This is a genomic window from Sphingobacterium sp. UBA5670 (genome assembly GCF_002420705.1).
Classification (GTDB): domain Bacteria; phylum Bacteroidota; class Bacteroidia; order Sphingobacteriales; family Sphingobacteriaceae; genus Sphingobacterium.
On record NZ_DIIM01000021.1, the window covers coordinates 167810 to 192961 of the forward strand.

Consider the following 25152-nt stretch of genomic DNA (forward strand, 5'->3'; position numbering starts at 1 on the left):
CTTATTCATTAAATTTCCTCTCACATCCCCTTTACTTCCCATCAAACTTTAAATGACTCAACATATTAATCACGAATCGGTTCATTCGTTTGTGCTAATCGTTGCGCCCCCGTATTTGCCGGACAGGCAATATCATCTGTTGCATCGTATACAAGCTTCTTACCATTCAATTTTGTAATCAATTCTTGAGGGACATACACCTGAACTTTAGTAACCGCATAACCACTTGGATAATAACGAACATAATAACCATCAGGATGAAGCGTCCAGATACCACTTGGCACGTCCGTACGAGGCTCAGCCATACCAGCTAAGATCGCATATTGTTCAAAATCAGCGTACGAATAGTTTCCTGAGGAAACGAGCTGCCGAATATTATTTTCTGCTTCAAAGATTGTCTGTACTGCCGGTGGCATCTGGTCTTTTGCCTTTTGGACAACGTCAAATGGCAAAACGCCGAGTGCACCACCTTCCAAATGTAAAATTTGTTCAGGCGTAAGCAATTTTAAGGCTGTTTCTTTCACCGGACCCGAATAATCAATAAATTTTGTCTTCGCAATGATCGTCCACAATAGCATCTGTATGTCTGATTGTGCAACTTCAGGGTGCTTCTCAGCGCTTTTCAAAATTGCAATGACCACGTCTCTCTTCTTGCCCAATGTAGGTGCATACATATATCCATCACCTTTCGAAGGCGCATAAGTACCCGCTTTCAAGCAATAGCTCTTATTGGTCATTTCAAAATGTCCAGCCTCCAATAAGTAACCATCATTGCCATTCTTTTGCAAATTTTCTAAAGGTTTATAAACAGCCGTATTTTGAAAATCGGGCATTTGCTCCCCCTTCCGATTGACATCTTCAAAACTTGTACTAATCGCTTCGGGCTCTTTTAAAAGTCTATCCAGTCCAAGTACCTTGCTTCCCTTGGAAGCAACGGCTTTGCTTGCCTTATCCAATAGCCCACCAAATTGAGCCGAGGCTCCTTGGATATTAAATAAAAAAGCAACTGCAAGTATAACGACACCCGTTATTCTATTTCTTTTCATAATTGATTTCATTTCAGCTCTTGTCTACAAAAAAGAAGCCAATTTAAATCACCAGCACAATATTTATAATTTATTAATTCATTATTTGCACACATTGCTGGATTTCAGGCTTCATTTCAAAGATCCTCTCCATCCATTGAAATTTCAGAGCATACAGGTTTGCCAAAGAAGCTAAAAAACAGTTGATTTCCCCAACATTACTCCTATCAATTTCTCCTGAAACTGATCACCGTAAATAGTTAAAAATACAATATTAAAACGTATCTTTGCAGCATGATTAATGTGTCAAATCTCTCCCTTCGTTTTGGTAAACGTGTACTATTCGAAGATGTCAATCTAAAATTCACACCTGGAAACTGTTACGGTATTATTGGCGCTAATGGAGCAGGTAAATCTACTTTCTTAAAAATTATCTCAGGGGAAGTTGATCCTTCGACAGGTTCAGTGGCATTCACGCCAGGCGAACGCATGTCTGTTTTAAGTCAGGATCACTATGCTTTCGATGAGTTTACTGTTCTTGAAACTGTCATGATGGGTAACCAAGAGCTTTACAAAATCATGAAAGAGAAAGATGCCATTTACATGAAAGAGGATTTCTCTGATGCCGACGGCGAACGCGCCGGCGAATTAGAAAGTCTTTTTGCTGAAATGGATGGATGGAATGCCGAATCTAATGCCGCAACTTTATTGAGCAGTTTGGGCATTAAAGAAGAACTACATTATAAGTTAGTTTCTGAAATTGACGGTAACCAAAAAGTCCGCGTACTCTTAGCGCAAGCATTATTTGGCAAACCAGATATTTTGATTCTCGATGAGCCTACCAATGACCTGGATATAAACACCATCGCATGGTTAGAAGATTTTTTAGCAAGCTATGAAGCAATCGTCTTAGTTGTATCCCACGACCGTCACTTCTTGGATGCTGTATGTACGCATACGGTGGATATTGATTTTGGTAAGATGACAATCTATACGGGTAACTACTCTTTCTGGTACGAATCTTCTCAATTAGCGTTAAAGCAACGTTCTGATCAAAACAAGAAAATGGAAGATAAAGTGAAAGAGCTCCAGGAATTTATCCGTCGCTTCTCTGCCAACGCTTCCAAATCCAAACAAGCTACTTCTCGTAAGAAAGCATTGGATAAGATTAATATTGACGAGATTAAACCATCCAACCGTAAATATCCTGCCATCATGTTCAATACCATGAATCGTGAACCAGGAGATCAAACACTGCAAGTCGAAGGATTAAGCAAAACGGTCAATGGCGAGGTATTCTTCAAGGATATTACCTTTATGATTAATAAAGGCGATAAAATCGCTGTTCTCGGTCCAAATTCATTAGTTACCACAGCATTTTATGATATTATAACTGGTAGAGACACCAATTTCGGTGGCGAATTCAAATGGGGAGTGACCATCACTCCTGCTGATATGCCAATTGAAAATGCTGCGTTTTTTGAAGGTAAAAATGAAAATCTAGTCGATTGGTTAAGAGATTATACAACAAACCCTGAAGCCGATGAACAATTCTTACGTGGCTTTTTAGGAAAAATGTTATTCTCTGGCGAAGAAGTTATGAAAAAAGTATCTGTACTTTCTGGGGGTGAAAAAATGCGCTGTATGTTTTCTCGCATGATGCTTCAAGGCGCCAACTTTCTCATCTTCGATGAACCGACCAATCACTTGGATCTGGAATCCATCACAGCGTTAAATAATGGCATGTCAGATTTTAAAGGGTCAATGCTGTTCACTTCACGTGACCACGAGCTGACGGAAACTGTTGCGAATAGAATTATCGAATTGACACCGAAAGGTATCATCGACAAATTGATGACTTACGATGAATACATTAATAGCGATGTGGTCAAAGCACAACGCGAAGAAATGTACAAATAAGATAATTTATCCCAATTTTATAAAGGCTCCATAATCTTTTTTATGGGGCTTTTTATTTGCTCTTCAAAACAAACCAAGTACGCCAGGTGCTCAGGAGATGTCCCATAGGCAAAAAAGCACTGAGGGGTTCAGTGCTAATCGCGATTGATATGAAAGAATTGAGAAAGTTCTTTTTTACTGAACCGTAGATTTGACAACACGCCAGCCCAACTTTAAGGAGACCGCGCAATGATCTGATAGATCCTGTCCCTGCTCGTTTTGAAAAAGTGTTTTCTGGACCTGATAATCCTTTGCTTCAAATAGTAAATGATGATCGTTGCGATAGTAAATTTTGTCAATACCCTCGCAATCCGCTGTCAGCTCCAGTGCGGTTTTCGCTTCAAAATTTGTTTGAAGCCCAGGAATTTTGCCCCTATTTCGCAAACTTACCCAGGCATCTACCAGACCCAAGTCCTGCTGAAAAGATCCGATGTTATCCAGTTCATAAGCATAATGTGCATTAAAATCACCCATGATTAAAAGAGGTTTACCCGCCGAATATTTTTTGATATAGGTTTTCAGCTGATTTATATTCTTCTGCCGGGCAACAGTTGCATTCCGATCATCATGAGCTGTTGCATGTACATTATAAACATCAATAAAAACCTCCTTAGCTAATTGGATACGAGCATATGAAAAACCTTTAGGAGTCAGGCAATCTGTACCGTTGCAATCCGCCCAGCTTATTCGCTCAAATTCAACAATAGGATATTTTGAAAGTGTACTCAGACCATCACCAAAAGGCACTCCCCCCATATTGGCAGTTCGATAGCTATGCTTATTGTTACGATAAAGAAATTTGTTGTAATTAAAGTCTTCCTGTACATTGACGATATCAAATCCATTGATCCGCTCGCCGATCGAGGTAATGCTAGAAGACCGCTCAGTCACCGCACTGGAAATCAGCTCGGGCAAACCAGCAATATTATATGTCAATAAATTAAGCTGCCCGTAATTCGCGTCCGGCAAAGCGGAATAGCTTAAGCTGCCAAGTTTAGGCTGCTGTTTGGGCTTGAGCTTAAACGCCAACATAACGCCTGCCGATGCACAAACAAATAAGAGGAGAATTTTTCGAAAACCCTTAGGTCTAATCTTTTTTTCGAACAATAGATCTATTAACATGGACTGAATATTTTGTTCAATCCAAAGCTACCGCTCCAACATTAGCTCCGTTATCATATTCAATTAATTCTACTTTTAATAATTATGCACAAATTATTAAAAACTCATAATTTATAAACACTATAATGACAAAAGGTTAATACCCGCATAGCATAAGAGTTACAACTTTCAGATATTTTTATCCAACCCCTAATAAGAATAACATGAGAAAGGTAGCATTCTTTACAGAGATACTCGTCGAGGATTTCGACGGTGCATCGCGTACAATGTTTCAGCTGATAAACCGCATTGATCAGCAAAAATTCGATTATTTTTTTATCTATGGCGGCGGCCCCACGCAATTTCGAAATTTTCATTCTTACAAGGTCCCGACATTCAAAATACCCGTCAATGATGATTATTGCCTTGCTATTCCACAGCTTATTAAAAAGAAACTCGAACTTGCCCTGGATGAATTTGCCCCGGACATGATCCACATTGCGACCCCCTCCCTTTTGGGTTTCTTTGCCTTGAATTATGCCAAACGGAGAGGAATACCTGTCCTTACGATCTATCACACACATTTCATTTCATACATTGCTTATTATTTCAAAAATATCCTACCCTTGGTTAAACCAACCGAACAATGGATGAAAAAGGCAATGAATAATTTCTATAACAAATGTGATATTGTCTACGTGCCAACCAGATCCATTCTAAGTGAACTGCGAGAGATCGGTTTACAACAGGAAGGATTAAAACTATGGCAGAGAGGAATCGACACGACCTTGTTTAACCCCTATAAAAAGGATATTTCTCACATACAGACCATCACAAAGAATGACAAACCAACAATCCTTTTTGTCAGTCGTATCGTCTGGGAAAAAAACATTAAAACGCTTATTGAAATCTATCAACAGATACAGGCACAAAACCTTGACTATAATTTCATTGTTGTTGGTGAAGGAACAGCCAAAGTAATTGCGATGCAAGAGATGCCAAAAGCCATATTTTTAGGAAAGAAAAACCATGAAGAGCTTGCGGCCCTATATGCTTCGGCAGATGCGTTTGTCTTTCCATCAGTTTCAGAAACTTATGGAAATGTCGTTGTGGAAGCATTGGCATCTGGACTTCCCTGTGTTATCGCCGATGGTGGGGGTTCCGCATCCCTGATTCAGCATGGGAAAAATGGCTTTAAATGTCAGCCTGAGAATGCCGCTGGATATGTTTACTACCTCAAAAAAATCCTTTCTGACGCGAACTTAAAGAAGAATCTTGTTGCTGCAGGACTTTCTTATGTTGCCCAATTGGACTGGAACAGGCTATCACAATCCTATTTTGATGATATTAACCGACTGATAGATAAAACACAGGAAACAGATTTGGCATGGGCAAACTAACATCCCCAAGCAAGCTCATCAAAGGCACATTTTTACTTTTGATCCTCGTATCCATTGCTATCTTTTTGGCTAAAAGCGACTTCAATGCGTTAAAAAAAGAACTCTCAGCAGTTGGTTATCGCTTTATCGTTATTTTGCTGACAACTTGTGCAGCATATTTTCTAGGTACCCTAGCCTGGTGGATATGTTTGGGTTCCGATAAAAAGAAAGTTAATCTGATTGAACTCTTTGCTATCCGTCAAATCGGTGAAACCGTTGGACTATTCAATCCCACTAGCATTATCGGCGGCGACCTGTCAAAGGCAGAATTGATCACTCGTTACAACATTCCGTTAAAAGAAGGATTAAATTCTGTTGCGATATCCCGTATTACTGCGGTCCTGTCCCAATTGACGCTCTTTTTGATCGCTATGCTGTGGATGATGTTCTCTCCTTTAAAAAGTGAAGTTATACGTTATACGGGCTCTACAATCTATTTCGTCTGTACTCTTTTGCTGGTCTTGGTTCTCTTGATGCTCTACTGGCTAATAGCCGCAAAAAGTCCTTCGCAAAATACGGCTTCGACAACAAGTTTTTGGGGAAAAGCAAAAGCTTATATGCAGACGCTACTTTGGAATGTAAAAGACTTTTACCGACATCAAAATAAGATTTTTTGGTATTCCTATTTATTGTTTGCCCTCCATTGGATTATCGGAAGTCTGGAATTTTATTATATTCTAAAATTTCTGGGTACCCCTGCCCAACCGATTCATGGATTGATACTGGATATGAGTGTCATTGTACTGAAAAGTATGGGTGCTTTCATTCCCGGCCAACTTGGTGTCGAAGAAATCGCCAACAAGCTCCTGCTCAATATGATCGGCATTACAGGGGGAACAATTTGGCTCAGTGCTTCGCTATTGCGCCGCAGCCGGCAGCTCTTCTGGGCAGGTTTAGGATTTATATTTTATCTATGCATCAAAAAGAAACCAGTTCATGTCCCTGTCTGAAATAGAAATATTATTTGTCAGCCACAAATACCCTCCACGTGTTGGAGGCATGGAAAAGCAGAGTTTTGAACTGATCAACACAGCAGCTCTTTACCTGAAAGCGCACACCTTAGTTTACGATAATAAGGAGTCGGTTTTTACGTTCTTTCTTCAGCTAAATCGTCGCATCCTGGAAAAGGTGAAAGAAAACCCAGGAATCAAGCTTATTCACTTTAACGATGGATTAATCGCATCGTTGGCCTCCTTCCACAAAGGATACCGCCATTTAAAGCGTGTGGTTACCATTCATGGCCTGGATATCGTATTTCCCTTCAGTTATTTTCAAAAAAAGGTCATACCAAGGTTTAACGCATTTGACCAGATTATTGCTGTTAGCCAAGCCACCGCAGAAGCTGCTCAGCTACGTGGCATTGATCCCTCCAAAATTATTATTATACCCAACGGTGTCGATCCGATACAGGCCTCCGCCCAAGTCACTGAAACAAACAGCGAGAGCAAGCCTTATTTTATTACATTAGGACGAGCAGTTAAACGGAAGGGGTTTTCCTGGCTTATGAAAGATGTCATACCGGCAATCCAAGGTGATTTCAAATTACTGATGGTCGGCCCCTTCGATCAAGAGCCCACATGGAAAGAACGTTTCTTGCACCTTATGCCAGCAAAGCTATATCATTTAATGACGCTATTCCTGGGTTACCCCACGGATCAACAGGCGATCCGAAAACTACTGAAAGCATATCCCGAAAAAATTCAACATCTTGGAAAAGTTCCATTTGAACAGCTCAAAAGCCTATTGACCAACGCTCAAGCCTTCTTGATGCCCAATATCGAAGTGGCGGGTGATATGGAAGGCTTTGGACTCGTCTGTTTGGAAGCCTCGACAGCAGGCACAATTGTTGTCGCGTCCGAACTGGAAGGCATCACAAGTGCAGTGACGCATAATGGCAATGGTCTGCTCCTGGCAAGCAAGAACCATAATGCCTGGGTCGAACAACTTCAAGCTATTTTAGACGATCCAGCACATTATAAAAAATTAAGTCTGCAATTTAAACAGAACACCCTAAAGCAATATAGCTGGGATATTATGGCCAGGTCCTACTGTCAGTCCTTTGTCGACCTATGCCACTAGATCTTTTACATACCTCATAAATTCGAATATAATCAGCACAGGTAAGCATTCATTCAGATAAATTTAGCTTCGTTCAAGATGAAGCACTTTCATGTAGCGAGCGGCTAAACTTTTATAAAAAATCAATTGCATTAAAACAAACGATCCCAATAAAACAAGGCTTAAAGGCGAGTAAAACGTTAGGCTGATATACAGCAGCAACAAAAACAACCGAAACATCTCAAGCGGAAAAACCCAACTTTCATGTTCCAGAAGACCACCGATACAAATGACGCTGCAGAGAATAAATACTCCGCCAACAACGAGCTGGATGAGTTGCTGATAATTACCATAAAGCAAAAAGAAAAAAAGAAGGATCATTGTCAGCATGGACTGAAAAAAGATATAACGGCTTAACCGCTGTCCATGAACCTGTGGTTTGATACCTGAAAACATCTTCTGTTCCAATTCTGTCCTGATTTCAGGCTGTATATCGTCGGGCCGACCAAATATAGTACGCATTTTGTTTTTAAATCCCTGCGCGCGTTTAAATGACAGGCCAATTTCAAATAAATAATGAAAATGCTGCCATAGGAAAGTATAGCGATGAATAGGTTTGGTAAGCCCATAGACACAAGGCTCTTCTTTCTGCTCTGGGATAAATGTTCCAAACAGTCTATCCCAAATAATTAGGATGTCACCGTAGTTCTTATCTAAATAGATTTCATTGCTACTATGATGTACGCGATGATGTGAGGGAGTTACAAATATCCGCTCAAGAACACCCAAATTACCTACGGTTTGTGTGTGTGAGAAGAATGGATATACCCCATGCACCAATAAAATTGCCGTCATCATAAAAGGAGGAAAACCCAAAAGGGGAATAAAAGCCCAAAACAGCGAACGAAATACGGCCTGAAATATGGTAATACGCGCTGCTACCGTGAAGTTGTAGTCTTCGCTCTGATGATGGACAACGTGTGCGGCCCACAATAGATTGATTTCATGACTGTAACGATGATACCAATACCAAAGAAAATCTGTAAATAGGAAAAGTATAATCCAGGTCCAAAGATTAGCTTCAATGTGAAATATAGCAAAATTTTGATACACCCAAACGAAAAAAAAGTAAAACAAGCTCACGGAAAACATATCACACATGCGCTCGACGATACCGACATTGAGATTTGAGATGGATTCATCAAAAGAATAAAAACGCTTCTGTTTTTTTAAACTATACCAGTATTCCAACAGCATCAAAACTAAAAACAAGGGAATGATAAATGCCAAAAGATTAAGCTTTTCGGTATACATACAGTCGCTATTTTTAAAAACAAAAAAATCTATCTAAGTCACAATTCTAAAAGAACCACCTTTTTCCATTCAAAAGATTGATTCCTTCAAATTCTTTATTATTAAACAATCAATTTTAAATCAGGTTTTTCAATTATTATTTTCGGTTTGCAAAACTGACATACTTTTCGATGTACAAACAGTAACCAGCGTCAAACGAACCTACCATTCAACAATAAAAAACTTCATGACTTCGCGACCACAGACCGCTAAGAAAGCAAAGGGAGATTTTTGCGGAATCAATAACAGGCAATTCAGAAAAAAAAGGAAATAAAAAAGCCCTCAAAAAGCTCAGCGCGTTTTGAGGGCTCCTGGTTAAAGGATTAACTGTCCTTTTTGAATAATTTACCTTTAGGATATGAAATCAGTCTATCGTGCTCTAGTGTACACTGGACATATCTATCTGGGTTTTTCCTTGTTTGATCATCAATACAAAAGGAACACAAATCAGAAAGACAACGCCGAGATACAGGAACACATCCATGTAGGATAGGACTGTTGCTTGTTTCATCACACTCAAGTCCAATATTTGATGCGCTTTGGCCAAAGCCTCATTAGGTGAAAAACCTTTCGCCTGAAAACTCATTTGCAATTGCTGCACCCGTTGTTGCACATCAAACTTACTTGGATCTAAATTAGCTACCAGATCAACACGGTGTTTTTGGCTATCACGGGCGATAAATGTCGTAATCAAAGCAATTCCAAATGAACCACCCAATTGACGCATCATCCCTGTAAAGGCAGCTCCCTCACCGATTGACTTCCCATGTAATGTTGATAAAGACAGCGTCATAACAGGTACAAATAGCAATCCTAGACCAACTCCACGGAGAATCAATGGCCAAAACATATGTTCCGAACCTGTATCGTTTGTCATGAGGCTATACATCCAAAAACAAAAGCCAAAAAAGATACATAGCCCTATAGCAACCATATACTTCTGAGGAACACCATTCTGGATCATCTTACCGATAAAAGGCATCATGATACCTGTCATAATCGAACTTGGTAACAAGAGCAAACCCGCATCTGTTGCCGTCCATCCCAATATCGACTGCGTATAGATTGGAATAATAAACGTCGATCCGAACAAGCCAAAACCAAGAATAAAGCTCATCACCACACCGACCTGCAAATTCTTATCTTTCAATACACGCAGGTTGACAATAGGTTTGTCATATACCAGCTCACGCCATATAAAAAACAGTAACCCAAAAACAGACAAGATCGATAAGCCTAAAATCAAGGGATCGTCAAACCAGTCATCCTGTTGCCCGTGTTCCAATACAAACTGGAGCGAACCAATGAACATGATCAAAAATATCATACCGAACCAATCCACTTCCCTAGGAGACTGCTTTTGACTGTATTTAGGACTACGTACAAAAGATAATGTCAACAAGGTCGCAATAATTCCAAGCGGCACATTGATATAAAAGATATAAGGCCATGAGAAGTTATCGATAATATATCCTCCCAACGGCGGGCCCAAGGTAGGACCGACAATGACCCCCATACCGTAAATAGCCTGGGCCATACTACGTTTTTCTTTGGGATAACTTTCCGTAATGATGGTTTGGGCTGTCACCAATAAGGCTCCCCCACCCATCCCTTGTATAAAGCGGAATGCAACAAGTTCCCACATATTGGTTGCATTACCACACAAAAATGAAGATACTGTGAATATGATAATGGAAGCCGCAAAGTAGTTTCTACGTCCAAACTGCTGCGACAGCCAGCTGGTCATCGGGATTACAATTACATTGGCAATTGCATAAGCCGTAATAACCCAGGCCACATCCGTCAATGTAGCACCCAATGAACCTTTCATATCGTTTAGGGCCACATTGACAATCGTTGTGTCCACAATTTCCAACAGTGCGCAAAGCACTGCGGTAATCGTGATAACAACACGCCGAAAACCATATTCAACCAGACTATCCTGTTGATTTAAATTTTCCATAGTTATTGAACATGCACATCTACGTCAGCATTCATGCCCGGTCTGAGCAAAGCCACATTTTCTGCTTTATTGTCTTTTGTCAATTTGATTTTTACGGGTAAACGCTGTACAGTTTTTACAAAGTTACCGGTCGCATTATCCGGAGGTAGTAAAGAGAAACGTGAACCCGTAGCTGGTGAAAAAGAATTGACTTCACCTTCAAATTCGATCGTTGGATAAGCATCCACCTTGATACCAACCTTCTGTCCCGGTTTCATTTTTTCCAATTGCGTCTCCTTAAAGTTAGCAACCACCCAAGTTTCAATATTGTCGACAATGTAGAACAAAGACTGGCCTGGATTGACCATTTGTCCGGGTTGCACTTTAATATTGGATACCTGACCATCGACAGAAGCAAGAACAGCAGTATAAGAAAGATTCAATTTAGCTGCTTCAAGCTGTGCATTCGCTCTTTTAATATTGGCTTCAGCAACAGAAGTCTGCTTAGAAGCTACTGTCGTCTTGCTGACGATTGCATTACGCTGTGATGCACTTGCATTACGTTGTTGCTGCAAAATTTCTACCTGCTTGTCCGCCTCCAGTTTAGCCGTCAAAGCTTGCTCGTACTGTTGCTTGGTGATCGATTGGTTGTTGTATAAATTTTGGTAGCGAATATAGTCATTATTTGCTTGTTTGGCACGGATACGTGCTGCGTCGATACTTCCTAAGTTGGATTGGATCGTTGCATCAGAGATCGCTACATTTGCCGAAGATGCAGATACATCAGCCTTTGAAACATCAAAGCTACTTTGTGCAGCAGCTAGTGCCGCTAATGCTTCATCCACACGGACCTGATAATCTTGGCTCTCAATAGTGAACAACGTGTCCCCTTTTTTAACCAAATCATTATCTTTTACGTAAACTTTCGAGATAAATCCACCAACACGTGGAATGATCGGACTCATGTTTTTCTCTACCTGCGCATCGTCTGTTGTTTCATGTGCCTGACCATGCATATATTTATAAGCACCGTAAGCTCCTCCGAAGATGACCAATGCTGCCAAAACAATTGTAAATTTTTTATTTGTACCTTTCTTTTCAGGTGCGTTTTCTACTGTATTTTCCATGTCTAGATTAATTGCTATTTAATGTTTAAAGACCCATTTGCTAACAGCAGGTCGTAATATTTTTCAATGGTATTTGCTTTGCTGATCGCAAGATTGATCTTGCTTTGAAGCTGCTGTACATCGGCAGTTAACAAATCGTCTGTATCGGCGATTCCATTATCGTACTTATCTTTTGTAATACGATAGTTTTCAACTGCTTGATCTACTGCCTGATGGTAGACAACATCCTGCTTTTGTGCCAGCATATAGTTTTCATTGGCCTGTTGAACCTGAACCTTCACTTTATCATTCAAGAGTTCCAGATGCTCATCGATCTCTTTGATGTGATTCTTCACCACATTGACCTCTCTCTTGTTTTTATAAAGTGAACCGATATCATAGGAAACGCCAACCCCCACCATAGCGGCATTGGTTACAGTAACCACTTTTTGCAAACCAAAAGCATTATAACCTGCAGTTGCAGAAACCTGTGGTAATGTGGATGCTTTTGTTACCTTCAACTGGTCCTCTGCAACCAACCGTTGTGACTCTAAAGACTTCACGTCTGAGCGTACAGTCTTAGCGGTTTCATACGATCCCTTCAGACCTAAATCTACCCCTGCTACTTCCCCCAAATTGATCTGATCCAATTGAGTATCCTCGTCAATCTTTAAGAAATTGGCCAATTGATAATTCAGCACCTTGATATTTTTCTGTGCTTCCTGAAGCGAAACCTGATAGTTTGATAGCTGCAGTTCTGCTTTTAATAGGTCATTACGTGCAATCAAACCATTATCCAACATCGCTTTAAAATCCGAAACACGTTGCTCGGACTGCTTGATATTCTCAGCTATCAATAAATTGGTTTGCTGCGCCTTATAAAGACTTAAATAAAGATTGACTGCACGTAGAGCCAACTGTTCTTTGCTTGCTACGGCATTATATTCCTCGGCTTTTAATACATCCTTTGCAATATCAATACCTCCTTTAATTCTGCCACCTGTATAGATTGGCATGCTCACTGAAGCCTGTCCCAACCACAATTGGTTTGCAGCGATATCTGGAGCTGAGCCCCCTTCGCCCAAAGCCAACTTTAAATTCACATTTGGTGTGGTCATAGCCATGTATTGTCCACTCAATTTTGCATCCGGAAGCTGTTTCGATTTGGCAGTTTCAACTTCGAGCTGTCTACCCAATATCTTGGTATCGGCAGACTTCGCTTCCACGCTTTGATTTGCAGCCAAGTGAATTATTTCTTCCAAAGTCATGTGCTTGTTGTCCTGTGCCAACAAACCCATGGGACTCAAAAGCAATAAAGCACTCAAATTGGCCAACTTATTTTTCATATGTCAATAAAGCTTTAATTGTTTTCTGTATAAATTCTGTTAAAGTTGTTTCTATATAATTTGCATATTCCTCATCGTTATCAATATGCAACTGATCCTGTAAAAAACAATGGTTCATCTGAAAATTCATAAAAGTGCCCATCATCATCGAATGGATTAAAATCGGGTCATAACCGGCTTTAAACACCCCTTGCTTTACCCCCTCATTAATCACAGAAGAGATCACCTCCAAATTATGCAGCTTAAGTTTTCTAAAAGCTTCAGAAATCAGCATACGCTGCTTTAAGGAACTCTCAATCGTGATGATATGATACAGTTTACGATGTGAATTCATCGATTTGATCGATCGGTCCACCATGGCGTCAATTTTGTCCAACGCATTATCAATAAGCGCCAATTCATCCACATTGATCATAAAATCAGGAACACGCCATTCAAAAAAAGTATCCAGTAGCTTGTCTTTAGAACCAAAATAATAATTGATCATCGCGACGTTTACATTCGCCTCATTGGCGATATCCCGAACGGAAGTTCCATCAAACCCTTTCGTTGCAAAAAGACGTTCAGCTGCAAGAAGGATATCAATCTGTTTCTCGTTAAATTCCATTTAAAACCCCTATCTTTTATCGATACAATCGCATATTTATAGCAAAGAAAAGATACGTTCTCGCTAAATGCGCGACAAAGTTAAACAAACGTTTAATTTAAACAAACGTTTAATTATGAATTTTATGTAAAAAAAAAACACCATTTCTGGTGTCTTTATATTTTTATGGAAATTAATTTAGTATTCGATAGACCATTTCTTTTAATATCTCCTCACTGTTAAAGTTGCTCGGCACATGGACACCCTTGGATTTTAAATCGGTCTCCTTCAGCACGTTGATCACATCAAAAGTTTTCCGTCTGTTATAGTTCCTCGCGGCAATTTCGTACTCCTTCAAAAAGAAAGGATGTACCCCAAGCTCCTTTGCCGCCACCGACTTGTCGATCAGATAATGGTATTTGAGAATTTTGGTAAAATAAGTGGCTATCTGTCCTATTACCATCACCAAGGGATTGTTTTTGGGATTGGCGACAAAATAATCGACGATCTGATAAGCTTTCAAGGCGTTACGTTTGGCTAATGCGGTATTTAATTCAAAAACATTGTAATCTTTGGATATTCCGATATTTCGCTCAACGTCTTCCATACTTATCTCTTGACTTTTGGTAACATTCAGCATCAGCTTGTCAAGTTCATTGGATACTTTGGACAGGTCATTGCCAAGATAGTCGGCAATCATCACCGTCGCTTGCGGATGAATGCGCCAGCCGGCGTCTTTCACATAGGCTCCAATCCAGGGCGCTACCTTATCGTCATATAGCTTGGCCGCGTCTACAACAAGGCCTGTTTTTTCAAAAACTTTATAGACCTTTTTGCGTTTGTCAAATTTTCCATGTTTAAAACAAAATACAAGTATGGTCGTCGGTGTGAGATGCTCCAGGTATTTGGTCAGCAGTTCTTCTGTATCCGATTTCCATTTTAGTTCCTGCGCTTCCTTTATGATAATGACCTGATAGTCGCTCAGCATGGGATATCGCTTTGCTGCATTGACAATTGTAGGCATATCAATATCTTTTCCGTAAAAAATAGATTGGTCAAACCCTTTCTGCGCATCATTCAATACAGTTGCTTCCAGCGCGTCGGCAATGGTATCGATAAAATAACTTTCCTCCCCCTGCAATAAATACACTGGTTTAAAAGACCTGTTCTTAATGTCGGATAGGATCGGATTTATATTCATACGTATTTATATTTTATTCCTTCTTCGTTTATGAGTTTGCCCTTTACTTTGTTCAGGCTTTCAGCCTGCCATCGCCCCCGCTGCTGATGCACGCTTACTGATACCTTGTTTAACCGATTTTGCATTCCTCCGCCATCCTATATAAGTAAGAAGCGAAAATACGATTTAAACGGTAAACAAGAGTGCCAGATGCTACAAAGTTACGTTTTTAAACTTGATCCAACGGTTACTATTATGCAAAGCTATTGATTTCAAACGATGAGCATCTGACCATAAAATAGTTATGATTTTACAAGCAATAAGCGCTCCGAAAGCAGCCTGAAGCTTTATTTACAGAAAATAAATACAGGCATTCTCAGAAAAAAACACCAGTTTGCATGTTTGGATGATTCGTTTTGTTTGCTAAAATTTTAGTATATTTGTGTATGTTTTCACCGACTCCACTGAACTTACCGCCATTTAAAGCTAAAATATCCAAAAAGAACAATGCGATTTATATCTTTGATGAGCTCAGAAAAAAGGACTTGGTATTAACACCGGAAGAATGGGTTAGACAGCATTGGATCAACTATTTGTCACTCAAGAAAAATTACCCTAAATCACTGATGCATATTGAAGGCGGATTGAAATTAAACAACCTTCAGAAACGGAGTGATTTATTGATTTACAACAGCAGCGGACATAAGGTTCTTTTAGCCGAGTTTAAAGCGCCACATATAAAGATCACGCAGCAAGTATTTGAGCAGATTGCGAATTACAACAGCGTTCACCGCATCCCTTACTTGTTAGTCAGCAATGGGATAAATCATTATTATTGTAAAGTTGACTTTAATACAGAGTCTTATGAATTTTTAGAAGATCTCCCCGGCTATAACGAAATTGGTTGAGGAAGATGCCCAGTCTCATTGCTGGTGGCTATCGTTAAAAAATGTAAAGTAGATGTAAAACATCTTTTCAATTTATTTGATTTTTAAAATATAGTTTTATATTAGTCCTACAGAATAGAAAAAACAAAAAGATGAATATTGATAAAAACGAATTCAGAAAATATGCAGTAAAGCATCACCGTATTGGAAGTCAACATGTTGATAGCTTCATTGCTCGTACAGAGACTAGCATTCCGACAAACCTTACGCCTTACATCGTTGAAGAACGTCAATTGAACGTTGCTCAGATGGATGTTTTTTCGCGTTTGATGATGGACCGTATCATATTTTTAGGCAGCGGTATTGATGATCAGGTAGCCAACATTATTCAGGCACAACTCTTGTTCTTACAGTCTACCGATGCACAGCGTGATATCCAGATCTACATCAATTCACCAGGTGGAAGCGTGTACGCGGGTCTAGGTATTTATGACACCATGCAATACATCACGCCAGATGTAGCAACCATTTGTACAGGTATTGCAGCATCTATGGGAGCTGTTTTATTGGTTGCTGGTGCAAAAGGCAAACGTGCAGCCTTACGTCACTCACGCGTAATGATTCACCAACCTTCTGGAGGCGCTCAAGGAGTAGCAGCCGATATGGAAATCAACTTACGTGAAATGATGAAATTGAAAGAAGAATTATACACCATTATTTCAGATCACTCTGGACAAACTTACGAATGGGTAGAAAAGTCTTCCGATCGCGATTACTGGATGCGGGCCAATGAGGCCAAAGAATTCGGTATGATTGACGAGATTTTACTTCCTAAGAAGGAGATTATTAAATAACAATGGCAAAGAATAACGATAGAGACATTCATTGTTCTTTTTGTGGGATAAGCAAAAATGAAGCCCAGATGCTGATTGCAGGCAACGGAGCGCACATCTGCGACAGATGTATCCAGCAGGCAGGCGAAATCTTAGCAGAAGAATTAAAACAACGAAAAAGTAAAACCTTACAGACTGCGCTAAAGCTGATCCGTCCCTTGGAAATTAAAACCCACTTGGATCAATATGTCATCGGTCAAGATGATGCAAAAAAAGTAATTTCTGTAGCCGTTTATAATCACTATAAGCGTTTAAATCAGAAAGTGGATAAAGACGAAATCGAAATCGAAAAATCCAATTTGATTATCGTCGGTGAAACAGGTACAGGTAAAACCTTGTTGGCAAAAACTGTTGCCAAGATATTAAATGTGCCATTCTGTATTGTAGATGCTACTGTATTGACAGAAGCAGGTTATGTAGGGGAAGACGTAGAAAGTATCTTGACGCGCTTGCTGCAGGCTGCGGATTATGATGTGGCATCCGCTGAGCGTGGTATTATCTACATCGATGAGATCGATAAAATCGCACGTAAAAGCGATAACCCTTCTATCACGAGAGATGTATCGGGTGAAGGTGTACAGCAGGCTTTATTGAAAATCCTCGAAGGTACAGTTGTCAATGTTCCACCTCAAGGTGGCCGTAAGCACCCTGATCAAAAAATGATCGCAGTCAATACAAGCAACATCCTGTTTATCTGTGGTGGGGCATTCGATGGTATTCAAAAGAAAATTGCAAACCGTTTGCGTACCCAGACAGTAGGTTATAAAATGAATGAAGACGACGAGGAAATCGACTTGAACAATCTTTACAAGTACATTACACCGCAAGATCTAAAGAACTTTGGATTGATTCCAGAGCTGATTGGCCGTCTTCCCGTTTTGACTTACTTAAATCCATTGGATAAGGAAACCTTATTGAGCATTTTGACTGAGCCAAAGAATGCTTTGGTAAAACAATATAAGAAGCTGTTTGAATACGAAGGTATTGAACTAAAGTTTGATCCTGACGTTTATACGTTTATTGTTGATAAAGCTGACGAATTTAAACTCGGAGCCAGAGGCTTGCGCAGTATCTGTGAAGCCATTATGCTGGATGCCATGTTTGAAATTCCGTCAACAAAGGAGCAAACGGGACAGAAAGCATTAGAAATCACCCTGGACTATGCGAAGAAAAAATTCGAAAAGTCCGATCTGAAAAAGCTTAAAGTCGCTTAAAAAAAATCCCGTTCGCTGAACGGGATTTTTTTTTAAAGAATTAAAAATCTTATATTACAATAATAAAATAGCCATAACGGAATGTTGACAGGAAGATAAGAGATTCGAGAAATTAAATTTAATGACTATGACAACAAAGAAAAGTGCAAAGAATACCGTAAATAGTCCGATCACCCCAGGTTTAAAAACCAAAGAAGAAATCGTGAACAACTGGCTTCCTCGTTATACAGGAAGACCTTTGGAAGAGTTTGGAGAATATATCCTTTTAACGAACTTTTCAAAATATATCCATCTGTTTTCTGAAATGCATGATAATGCTCCTATTTATGGGGAAGACAAACCGATGCAATCTGTCACTGCCGGAGGCATCACGATTATCAATTTCGGTATGGGAAGCCCTATGGCTGCAACCATTATGGATCTTCTAGCAGCAATTGCCCCAAAAGCAGTCCTATTTTTAGGTAAGACTGGTGGTATCAAGAAAAAGATTCCTGTAGGAGAATTGATCCTACCAATTGCGGCCATCCGCGGCGAGGGAACATCCAACGACTACTTTCCACCAGAAGTACCTTCATTGCCAGCCTTCGCTATGCAAAAGGCTATTTCCACCACCATTCGTGACCACCAACGTGACTACTGGACAGGAACGGTATACACAACCAACAGACGGGTTTGGGAGCATGACAAAGCTTTCAAGAAGTATTTAAAATCAATCCGCGCCATGTGTGTTGATATGGAAACAGCGACAATATTCAGCGTCGGCTTTGCCAATAAGATTCCAACAGGCGCTTTATTGCTGGTTTCAGATCAACCTATGATTCCAGAAGGCGTCAAAACTTCGGTCAGTGACGTCACTGTGACTGCAAAATATGTAGAAGCACATATCAGCATTGGTATCGATGCTTTAAAACAGCTTATCAATAATGGATTGACCGTTAAACACCTTAAATTTTAAGATATTTAAGCTACCACATCATATTTTCCTCCTAACGGAAAATATGATGTATTCCTCTCCATAAAACAATAACTATCAAACATTTAAAAATATTAAACATTATTATTGATTAATAATTGAACAACTATTAACTAATGTTTGAGATGTTAACAAATGTTAATCTTCACAATAATTAAACTATTTGACGTTTATATTGTAATATTCATATTACACAACACATATATCGTAAAAATTAATCAAGCATTGTGAAGAAAAAAACATTATCTATTTTTAAAGTATCCGTATTGATTTGTTCAGCCTTAGCCACTCAGGTAAGTTGTTCTTCAAGTTCTTCAAAAGAAAATAAAACCAATGAGAAAACCGTAGCCTTACCAGTTTATACCGTCACTAAATCCGATGCGACCACCATCAAAGACTATTTAGGGACCATAGAAGGTAAAGTGAATGTCGAAGTTCGCCCACAAGTCGAAGGATTACTGCAGGAAATTTATGTTGATGAAGGTTCTTTTGTACAAAAAGGTCAAAAGTTATTCAAAGTAGACCCCTCTACTTATCAGGAAAATCTCAATAACATGGTGGCTACCGAACAGGTTGCGAGAGCCAAACTTAAAAATGCACAGCTCGAAGTCGACCGATTGAAACCACTGGTTCAAAACGACGTTATTTCAGATGTCAGATTAGCTTCGGCCAAATCAGACTATCAGGTAGCCAAAGCAACGCTAGATCAGTCCATCGCCGCTGTACGTTCGGCTCAAATCAGTAAGGATTTTACAGTGATCACGGCACCCGTAAGCGGTTATATCGGCCGGATTCCAAAACGCATCGGAAATCTGGTCTCAAAAGGTGATAAAGAACCCCTCACCTATCTTTCGGATATTCAGGAAGTATATGTTTACTTTTCCATGAATGAATCGGATTTCCTCTATTTTTCTAAAGCACAGGCGAAAAAAGACAGTTTAGAAGGGAAAAAATACAACCAGAATCAGAAACTTGTGTTTCCCGAAGTTACGCTAGTCCTGGCAGATGGCGAAGAATATGCTAAGAAAGGGATTGTCGATGCCGTAAACGGTCAGATCAACCGTACCACCGGAGCAATCTCCTTGCGCGCAACATTTCAAAACCACGATAATATACTTCGATCCGGAAGCAGTGGTACCCTCAAAATTGCCGAAGTAAAAAAAGATGTTCTCCAAATCCCTCAAATCGCTGTTAATGAGCTGCAGGATAAAACCTTTGTCTATATACTGGATAAAAACAATAAGGCACAGAAACGAAATATCCAGCTTACGGGCAAAAGTAAAAACAACTATATCGTTTACTCAGGACTACAGGAAAACGATCGTGTTATTACCAGTGGATTTGACAAACTGACGGATGGTTCAGCAGTAACCCCGATTTTACAAAAATAATTATCGATCATTTTTTCAGGCTGCACAGCGCATGGTATACTATGCGCTGAAAGCAGTATGTTTAGAATTCTATCTCTATGCTAAAAACATTTATAAATAGGCCCGTTTTAGCCACTGTGGTGTCCATTATACTGGTTATCCTGGGTTTGGTCGGGCTAAAACTCCTTCCTGTATCACGCTTTCCAGAAATTGCACCGCCCAGTGTACTTGTTTCACTAAGTTATCCGGGAGCGAATGCCGAGACCGTAGCAAAAAGTGTTCTGCTCCCGATTGAAGAGGCTATCAATGGCGTGGAAGATATGACTTACATTAAGTCATCTGCTTCCAATTCAGGATCCGGAAGCGTATCCGTTTATTTCAAAACAGGTACCAACCCGGATATTGCCTCCGTCAATGTGCAGACACGAATTTCCAAAGCGATCAGTTCCATTCCTGCGGAAGTAAACGAAGCCGGCATCACGGTTATGCCACGGCAAACCGGCGTCATTATGACCATCAATCTCTATTCCGATCACCGGGATAGCGCCTATGATGAAACCTTTCTGCAGGCCTATGCGCAGATCAATCTGATGCGGCCTTTACTACGTGTAGATGGAGTTGCGCAGGTTTCGCGTTTAGGCGCACGGGATTATGCCATGCGGCTCTGGCTGAACCCAGAGAAACTGGCCCTTTACAACCTTGTTCCGCAAGATGTGACCAATGCCATAAAAGACCAAAATTTTGAAATTGCTCCCGGTAAATTTGGGGAAACTTCAGATGAAGCTTTCGAAACCGTGATACGTCACAAAGGGCGTTTTACTACACCTGAGGAATTCCAAGGAATTGTGATCAAAACCAATACCGACGGTTCGGTACTTTATTTAAAGGATGTGGCACGGGTAGAGTTTGGTGCGACAAACCTAAGCAGCGACAACAAGGTAAATGGACATCCGGGACTTACACTCAATCTGACACAGACCAGTGGCTCAAACGCCCATGATATTGATATTGCTGTCAGAAAAGTTCTTGAAGAACAATCAAAAACATTCCCAAAAGGTATACACTATGAGGTGACATACTCTGTACGTGATCAGATCGATGAATCGATCAATCAGGTTGAACACACGCTTTTTGAGGCTTTTATTCTGGTATTTGTTATTGTCTTTATCTTCCTTCAGGATTTTAGATCCACTTTGATTCCAGCAATTGCAATTCCGGTTTCACTGGTGGGAACCTTCTTTTTTCTGCAGCTCTTTGGATTTTCCCTCAATGTCCTGACGATGTTTGCCTTGGTGCTGGCCATCGGTATCGTAGTGGATGATGCAATCGTCGTCGTCGAGGCCATTCACGAAAAAATGCACAGTACCGGATTGAAACCCAGAGCGGCGACATTGTCGACGATGTCGGAAATTACTGGGGCGATCCTTTCCATTACCATGGTCATGGCGGCAGTATTTTTGCCTGTCGGATTTATGGAGGGACCAGCAGGTATCTTTTACCGACAGTTTGCATACACCTTGGCTACAGCGATTCTGATTTCAGCACTCAATGCCCTGACGTTGAGTCCAGCCTTATGTGCACTCCTGCTTAAAGCACCAAACCATCATGCAAATCAGAAGACCGGTAAAATAAACCAATTTAAAGATCGTTTCTTTAAAGCATTCAATACCTCTTTCGATCGGCTAACTGCCCGCTATGTCTTTATTGTAGAAATACTCATAAAAAATAAAAGAATAGCCTGGACAGGCTTACTCTTAATTACGGCACTTGGCGTTCTGTTTATGATTAAAACACCCAAAAGTTTTATTCCGACAGAAGATGATGGGTTTATCACCTACAACATAGCACTCCCTCCAGGTGCTTCACTGAGTCGGACAACTGAAGTTCTTCGCCGTGCGGACAGCATTTTAAAGAAAAGACAAGATATAAATGGGATGACCACCGTTTCCGGTTTCAATGCACTGGATGGAAGTTCAAGTCCTGCTTTTGCCGCAGGGTACATTACCCTAAAACCGCATGCGAAACGTGAACACATCAAAAATATCAATGCCTTCATGGATACCATCAGGAATGATCTATCCCAGATTAATGAAGCGACCTTTACTGTATTCCCTCGACCTACCGTGCAGGGTTTTGGAGACTTTGCTGGAATAGAAATGGTTCTTCAAGATCGGATGGGTGGTGACATTAGGGATTTTAACACCATTGCAGATACATTTATCAACCAGCTCAATACCCTGCCCGAAATACGCAGTGCCTACACGAGTTTCAAATCAAACTTCCCACAATATGAAGTAAATATCGACGCCGTCAAAGCTAAATCACTGGGCGTTGAGATCAAAGATCTCATGTCCACAATCCGATCGTACTTTGCACGTGTTCAGGCGAGTGATTTCAATAGGTTTGGTCGCCAGTATCGCGTTTATGTGCAATCAGATTTTGATTTCCGCAAAGATCCTGAATCCTTCAATTCTATTTTTGTTCGCAACAACAAGGGCGAAATGGTTCCGATCAATACGATATTAACCTTGGAAAAGACGGTAGGTCCAGAAACTATTACACGCTATAATCTGTATAATGCAATTGCTGTAAATATTACACCTGCAGAAGGCTATAGTACAGATGATGCTATGCAGGCCATCCAAAAATTGGCCGACAATAAACTTCCGGGCAATTACGGTTTTGAATGGACAGGCATGAGTTATGAAGAAAGTCAATCGGGTTCACAGACCATTTTGATTTTTGTGCTGAGCATTCTGTTCGTCTACTTTCTGCTTTCGGCCCAATACGAAAGCTATATCCTTCCCTGGGCAGTGCTATTGTCTATACCGGTTGGGCTGATCGGCGTTTTCTCCGTGATCAACCTTGTTGGACTTCAAAACAACATTTATGTTCAGGTTGGACTCATTATGCTTATTGGGCTCCTGGCCAAAAACGCGATTCTAATTGTAGAATTTGCTGTTCAGGAACGTAAAAATGGCAAGAGTATTGTCGAGGCAGCCATTAGCGGCTCCAAATTGCGGTTAAGACCAATCTTGATGACCAGCCTGGCATTTGTCGCCGGTCTCGTTCCTCTGATGTGGACGGTAGGACCATCGGCCATCGGAAACCATTCGATTAGTTTCAGCGCCGCCGGAGGCATGCTCTTTGGTGTGGCATTCGGCATCTTTATCATCCCTGTACTCTTTGTCGTATTTAAAGGTCTGGATGAAAAACTACATGATAAACTAGCTAAAGAAGAGGAAGAATAATGAAAAACATAAAAAGACACCTTTCAGGAATATGTATCATCTTAAGTCTATTGGGTATGATGAATGCGTGTAAAGTCGGCAAAGATTATGTACAGCCCAAACTCAAACTTCCAGAAAACTTTCGTGGCGATACCTTGGATTACTTCGGAGACACTGCAAGTATGGGACTAATTCATTGGAAATCTTTCTTTCATGATCCCACGTTAAAATTATTGATTGATTCTGCCCTGGCAAACAATTTTGAAATGAAAACAGCATTACTCAACTTGCAGATTTCAAACCGGGTTTTAGCACAGAATAAGGCTAATTATTTGCCTAGTATAAATGCAACGATTGCCAATGGAAACCGTACCTGGCGATCGAAGGATTTCGGTAGCGGTCCCCTGACCAAATATTATGATCACAAAGGTGAAAAAGCTCCCGAAAATATGTTTGTCTATCAGTCAATGTTTGGTTCAGATATTAACTTTAGCTGGGAAATAGATATCTGGAAGAAAATCGGAAGCAAACAAGAACAGCTTCTAGCCGAGTACCTGGATACACAGGAAGCAAAAAATGCGATACAGACCTCCATCATAACTTCGGTAGCAAAAGGTTATTTCAATCTTCTGATGCTGGATGCTAAAATAGAAGTCGCCAAACGTAACGTTCAGTTAAACGACAGTACCTTGCGCATGATCAAGCTGCAATATGAAGCCGGAGAGATTACCGCCCTGGCGATCCAGCAAACACAATCGCAGCGTCTGCTCGCGGCTTCCCTGGTGCCTGAACTTGAAAAAGAAATTGTCATCCAGGAAAATGCACTTCAGACACTCACGGGAAAATTGCCCGACAGCATCAAAAGAGGTACTTCTTACGAACATCTCTTCGCGGAGAGCAAAGACATCTCGTTAGGTTCTCCGATCGAGATCGTCCGCAATAGACCTGATATCCGCTCATCTGAATTTCAATTGATGGCGGCCAATGCCAATGCCAACATCCAGCAAGCCATGCGGTATCCATCGTTAACTGTCGGCGGTGTTTTGGGTGTCAACAGCATGCTGCCCAAAAATTGGTTCAATATCCCTGGTGCATTGCTCGGTGGTATAACTGGCAATTTAACCACGCCTATTTTTAAAAACAAAACGTTGAAAACACAGTATGAGGTAGCGAAACTGGAACGTGATAAAGCCGAAATCCAGCTACAGCAGAAAGTCGTCGAGGCTGTTGCCGAGGTCTCTAATGCAGTGGTCACAGTCGACAAACAACGGGAACAGTTATCTTTGGCAAAAGAAAGAGTCGATAATGCACATTTGGCGGTCAAGAATGCAGGCCTGCTCTTTAAAAGTGGATATGCAACTTATTTAGAGGTCATTACAGCACAAAGCAACGCCCTCAACAGTGACCTGGATCTCGTCGAGTTAAGACAGCAGCATTTAGATGCATTTGTGGATCTATACCGAGCACTCGGCGGAGGTTGGAGATAAGGA

The 25152-nt window shown here is 40.5% G+C and carries 19 protein-coding genes; 11 read left to right on the forward strand and 8 right to left on the reverse strand.

The genetic code is table 11. From position 1 onward, the window contains the following. Positions 1-65: 65 nt before the first annotated feature. Entirely contained in the window at positions 66-1046 is a 981-nt protein-coding gene (locus B3C94_RS18670) for a hypothetical protein (protein ID WP_293906499.1), read from the reverse strand. A 273-nt stretch (positions 1047-1319) separates the two neighbouring features. Between B3C94_RS18670 and B3C94_RS18675 the strand changes: the two genes are divergently transcribed. Then, entirely contained in the window at positions 1320-2945 is a 1626-nt protein-coding gene (locus B3C94_RS18675) for an ABC-F family ATP-binding cassette domain-containing protein (RefSeq protein WP_293906501.1), read from the forward strand. Positions 2946-3119: 174 nt separating this feature from the next. On the opposite strand, the gene B3C94_RS18680 is transcribed toward B3C94_RS18675, so the two are convergent. Further along, a complete protein-coding gene (locus tag B3C94_RS18680; RefSeq protein ID WP_293906503.1) occupies positions 3120-4106 on the reverse strand; it encodes an endonuclease/exonuclease/phosphatase family protein in 987 nt (328 codons plus the stop codon). Positions 4107-4309: 203 nt separating this feature from the next. Between B3C94_RS18680 and B3C94_RS18685 the strand changes: the two genes are divergently transcribed. The 3 genes from B3C94_RS18685 to B3C94_RS18695 are packed head-to-tail and all read left to right on the forward strand — an operon-like array spanning position 4310 to position 7603. Further along, positions 4310-5485, forward strand: a complete 1176-nt coding sequence (locus B3C94_RS18685; protein WP_293906505.1) for a glycosyltransferase family 4 protein — start codon at positions 4310-4312, stop codon at positions 5483-5485. Further along, entirely contained in the window at positions 5473-6474 is a 1002-nt protein-coding gene (locus B3C94_RS18690) for a lysylphosphatidylglycerol synthase transmembrane domain-containing protein (protein ID WP_293906507.1), read from the forward strand. The genes B3C94_RS18685 and B3C94_RS18690 overlap by 13 nt, the downstream gene beginning before the upstream one ends. Next, complete coding sequence (locus B3C94_RS18695; RefSeq protein WP_293906510.1) at positions 6461-7603, forward strand: glycosyltransferase family 4 protein; 1143 nt, start codon at positions 6461-6463, stop codon at positions 7601-7603. Before B3C94_RS18690 ends, B3C94_RS18695 begins: the two co-directional genes overlap by 14 nt. A gap of 63 nt (positions 7604-7666) precedes the next feature. Here B3C94_RS18695 and B3C94_RS18700 read toward each other — a convergent pair whose 3' ends face one another. From B3C94_RS18700 to holA, 6 genes are all read right to left on the reverse strand, one after another. After that, complete coding sequence (locus B3C94_RS18700) at positions 7667-8896, reverse strand: sterol desaturase family protein (RefSeq protein ID WP_293906513.1); 1230 nt, start codon at positions 8894-8896, stop codon at positions 7667-7669. 418 nt (positions 8897-9314) lie between these two features. Further along, positions 9315-10898: an MDR family MFS transporter gene (locus tag B3C94_RS18705; protein WP_293906516.1), complete on the reverse strand. Its 1584-nt coding sequence runs from the start codon at positions 10896-10898 to the stop codon at positions 9315-9317. 2 nt (positions 10899-10900) lie between these two features. Continuing rightward, positions 10901-12004 carry an HlyD family secretion protein gene (locus B3C94_RS18710; RefSeq protein WP_293906518.1) on the reverse strand — a complete coding sequence of 368 codons (1104 nt, stop codon included), beginning with the start codon at positions 12002-12004 and terminating at the stop codon, positions 10901-10903. A gap of 14 nt (positions 12005-12018) precedes the next feature. Beyond that, positions 12019-13329, reverse strand: a complete 1311-nt coding sequence (locus B3C94_RS18715) for a TolC family protein (protein WP_293906520.1) — start codon at positions 13327-13329, stop codon at positions 12019-12021. Then, positions 13319-13936: a TetR/AcrR family transcriptional regulator gene (locus tag B3C94_RS18720; protein WP_293906522.1), complete on the reverse strand. Its 618-nt coding sequence runs from the start codon at positions 13934-13936 to the stop codon at positions 13319-13321. The genes B3C94_RS18715 and B3C94_RS18720 overlap by 11 nt, the downstream gene beginning before the upstream one ends. A 172-nt stretch (positions 13937-14108) precedes the next feature. Beyond that, positions 14109-15116 (reverse strand): DNA polymerase III subunit delta, encoded by a 1008-nt coding sequence (gene holA, locus B3C94_RS18725; RefSeq protein ID WP_293906524.1) that lies wholly within the window; start codon positions 15114-15116, stop codon positions 14109-14111. Between the two features lie 425 nt (positions 15117-15541). Here holA and B3C94_RS18730 point away from each other — a divergent pair, with 425 nt between their 5' ends. The 7 genes from B3C94_RS18730 (at position 15542) to B3C94_RS18760 (ending at position 25149) form a co-directional block, all read left to right on the forward strand. Continuing rightward, the gene (locus tag B3C94_RS18730) at positions 15542-16003 is read left to right on the forward strand and encodes a type I restriction enzyme HsdR N-terminal domain-containing protein (RefSeq protein ID WP_293906526.1); all 462 of its coding nucleotides are present in this window, start codon (positions 15542-15544) and stop codon (positions 16001-16003) included. A gap of 131 nt (positions 16004-16134) precedes the next feature. Then, the gene (gene clpP, locus B3C94_RS18735; RefSeq protein ID WP_046674530.1) at positions 16135-16836 is read left to right on the forward strand and encodes an ATP-dependent Clp endopeptidase proteolytic subunit ClpP; all 702 of its coding nucleotides are present in this window, start codon (positions 16135-16137) and stop codon (positions 16834-16836) included. 2 nt (positions 16837-16838) lie between these two features. Continuing rightward, on the forward strand, positions 16839-18089 hold the full coding sequence (gene clpX / locus B3C94_RS18740) for an ATP-dependent Clp protease ATP-binding subunit ClpX (RefSeq protein ID WP_293906529.1): 1251 nt from the start codon (positions 16839-16841) through the stop codon (positions 18087-18089). A 121-nt stretch (positions 18090-18210) separates the two neighbouring features. After that, entirely contained in the window at positions 18211-19044 is an 834-nt protein-coding gene (locus B3C94_RS18745; protein ID WP_046674528.1) for an AMP nucleosidase, read from the forward strand. 245 nt (positions 19045-19289) lie between these two features. Then, positions 19290-20453, forward strand: coding sequence for an efflux RND transporter periplasmic adaptor subunit (locus B3C94_RS18750; protein WP_293906531.1), 1164 nt, complete (start codon positions 19290-19292; stop codon positions 20451-20453). A gap of 77 nt (positions 20454-20530) precedes the next feature. After that, positions 20531-23683, forward strand: a complete 3153-nt coding sequence (locus tag B3C94_RS18755) for an efflux RND transporter permease subunit (protein ID WP_293906533.1) — start codon at positions 20531-20533, stop codon at positions 23681-23683. Next, a complete protein-coding gene (locus tag B3C94_RS18760) occupies positions 23683-25149 on the forward strand; it encodes an efflux transporter outer membrane subunit (protein WP_293906535.1) in 1467 nt (488 codons plus the stop codon). Before B3C94_RS18755 ends, B3C94_RS18760 begins: the two co-directional genes overlap by 1 nt. Positions 25150-25152 lie beyond the last annotated feature (3 nt).

Excerpts from the sequence above, each read along its gene's own strand:
- B3C94_RS18670 (WP_293906499.1), bottom strand. The coding sequence starts at position 1,046 with ATGAAAAGAAATAGAATAACGGGTGTCGTTATACTTGCAGTTGCTTTT.
- B3C94_RS18675 (WP_293906501.1), top strand. The coding sequence starts at position 1,320 with ATGATTAATGTGTCAAATCTCTCCCTTCGTTTTGGTAAACGTGTACTA.
- B3C94_RS18680 (WP_293906503.1), bottom strand. The coding sequence starts at position 4,106 with ATGTTAATAGATCTATTGTTCGAAAAAAAGATTAGACCTAAGGGTTTT.
- B3C94_RS18685 (WP_293906505.1), top strand. The coding sequence starts at position 4,310 with ATGAGAAAGGTAGCATTCTTTACAGAGATACTCGTCGAGGATTTCGAC.
- B3C94_RS18690 (WP_293906507.1), top strand. The coding sequence starts at position 5,473 with ATGGGCAAACTAACATCCCCAAGCAAGCTCATCAAAGGCACATTTTTA.
- B3C94_RS18695 (WP_293906510.1), top strand. The coding sequence starts at position 6,461 with ATGTCCCTGTCTGAAATAGAAATATTATTTGTCAGCCACAAATACCCT.
- B3C94_RS18700 (WP_293906513.1), bottom strand. The coding sequence starts at position 8,896 with ATGTATACCGAAAAGCTTAATCTTTTGGCATTTATCATTCCCTTGTTT.
- B3C94_RS18705 (WP_293906516.1), bottom strand. The coding sequence starts at position 10,898 with ATGGAAAATTTAAATCAACAGGATAGTCTGGTTGAATATGGTTTTCGG.
- B3C94_RS18710 (WP_293906518.1), bottom strand. The coding sequence starts at position 12,004 with ATGGAAAATACAGTAGAAAACGCACCTGAAAAGAAAGGTACAAATAAA.
- B3C94_RS18715 (WP_293906520.1), bottom strand. The coding sequence starts at position 13,329 with ATGAAAAATAAGTTGGCCAATTTGAGTGCTTTATTGCTTTTGAGTCCC.
- B3C94_RS18720 (WP_293906522.1), bottom strand. The coding sequence starts at position 13,936 with ATGGAATTTAACGAGAAACAGATTGATATCCTTCTTGCAGCTGAACGT.
- holA (WP_293906524.1), bottom strand. The coding sequence starts at position 15,116 with ATGAATATAAATCCGATCCTATCCGACATTAAGAACAGGTCTTTTAAA.
- B3C94_RS18730 (WP_293906526.1), top strand. The coding sequence starts at position 15,542 with ATGTTTTCACCGACTCCACTGAACTTACCGCCATTTAAAGCTAAAATA.
- clpP (WP_046674530.1), top strand. The coding sequence starts at position 16,135 with ATGAATATTGATAAAAACGAATTCAGAAAATATGCAGTAAAGCATCAC.
- clpX (WP_293906529.1), top strand. The coding sequence starts at position 16,839 with ATGGCAAAGAATAACGATAGAGACATTCATTGTTCTTTTTGTGGGATA.
- B3C94_RS18745 (WP_046674528.1), top strand. The coding sequence starts at position 18,211 with ATGACTATGACAACAAAGAAAAGTGCAAAGAATACCGTAAATAGTCCG.
- B3C94_RS18755 (WP_293906533.1), top strand. The coding sequence starts at position 20,531 with ATGCTAAAAACATTTATAAATAGGCCCGTTTTAGCCACTGTGGTGTCC.
- B3C94_RS18760 (WP_293906535.1), top strand. The coding sequence starts at position 23,683 with ATGAAAAACATAAAAAGACACCTTTCAGGAATATGTATCATCTTAAGT.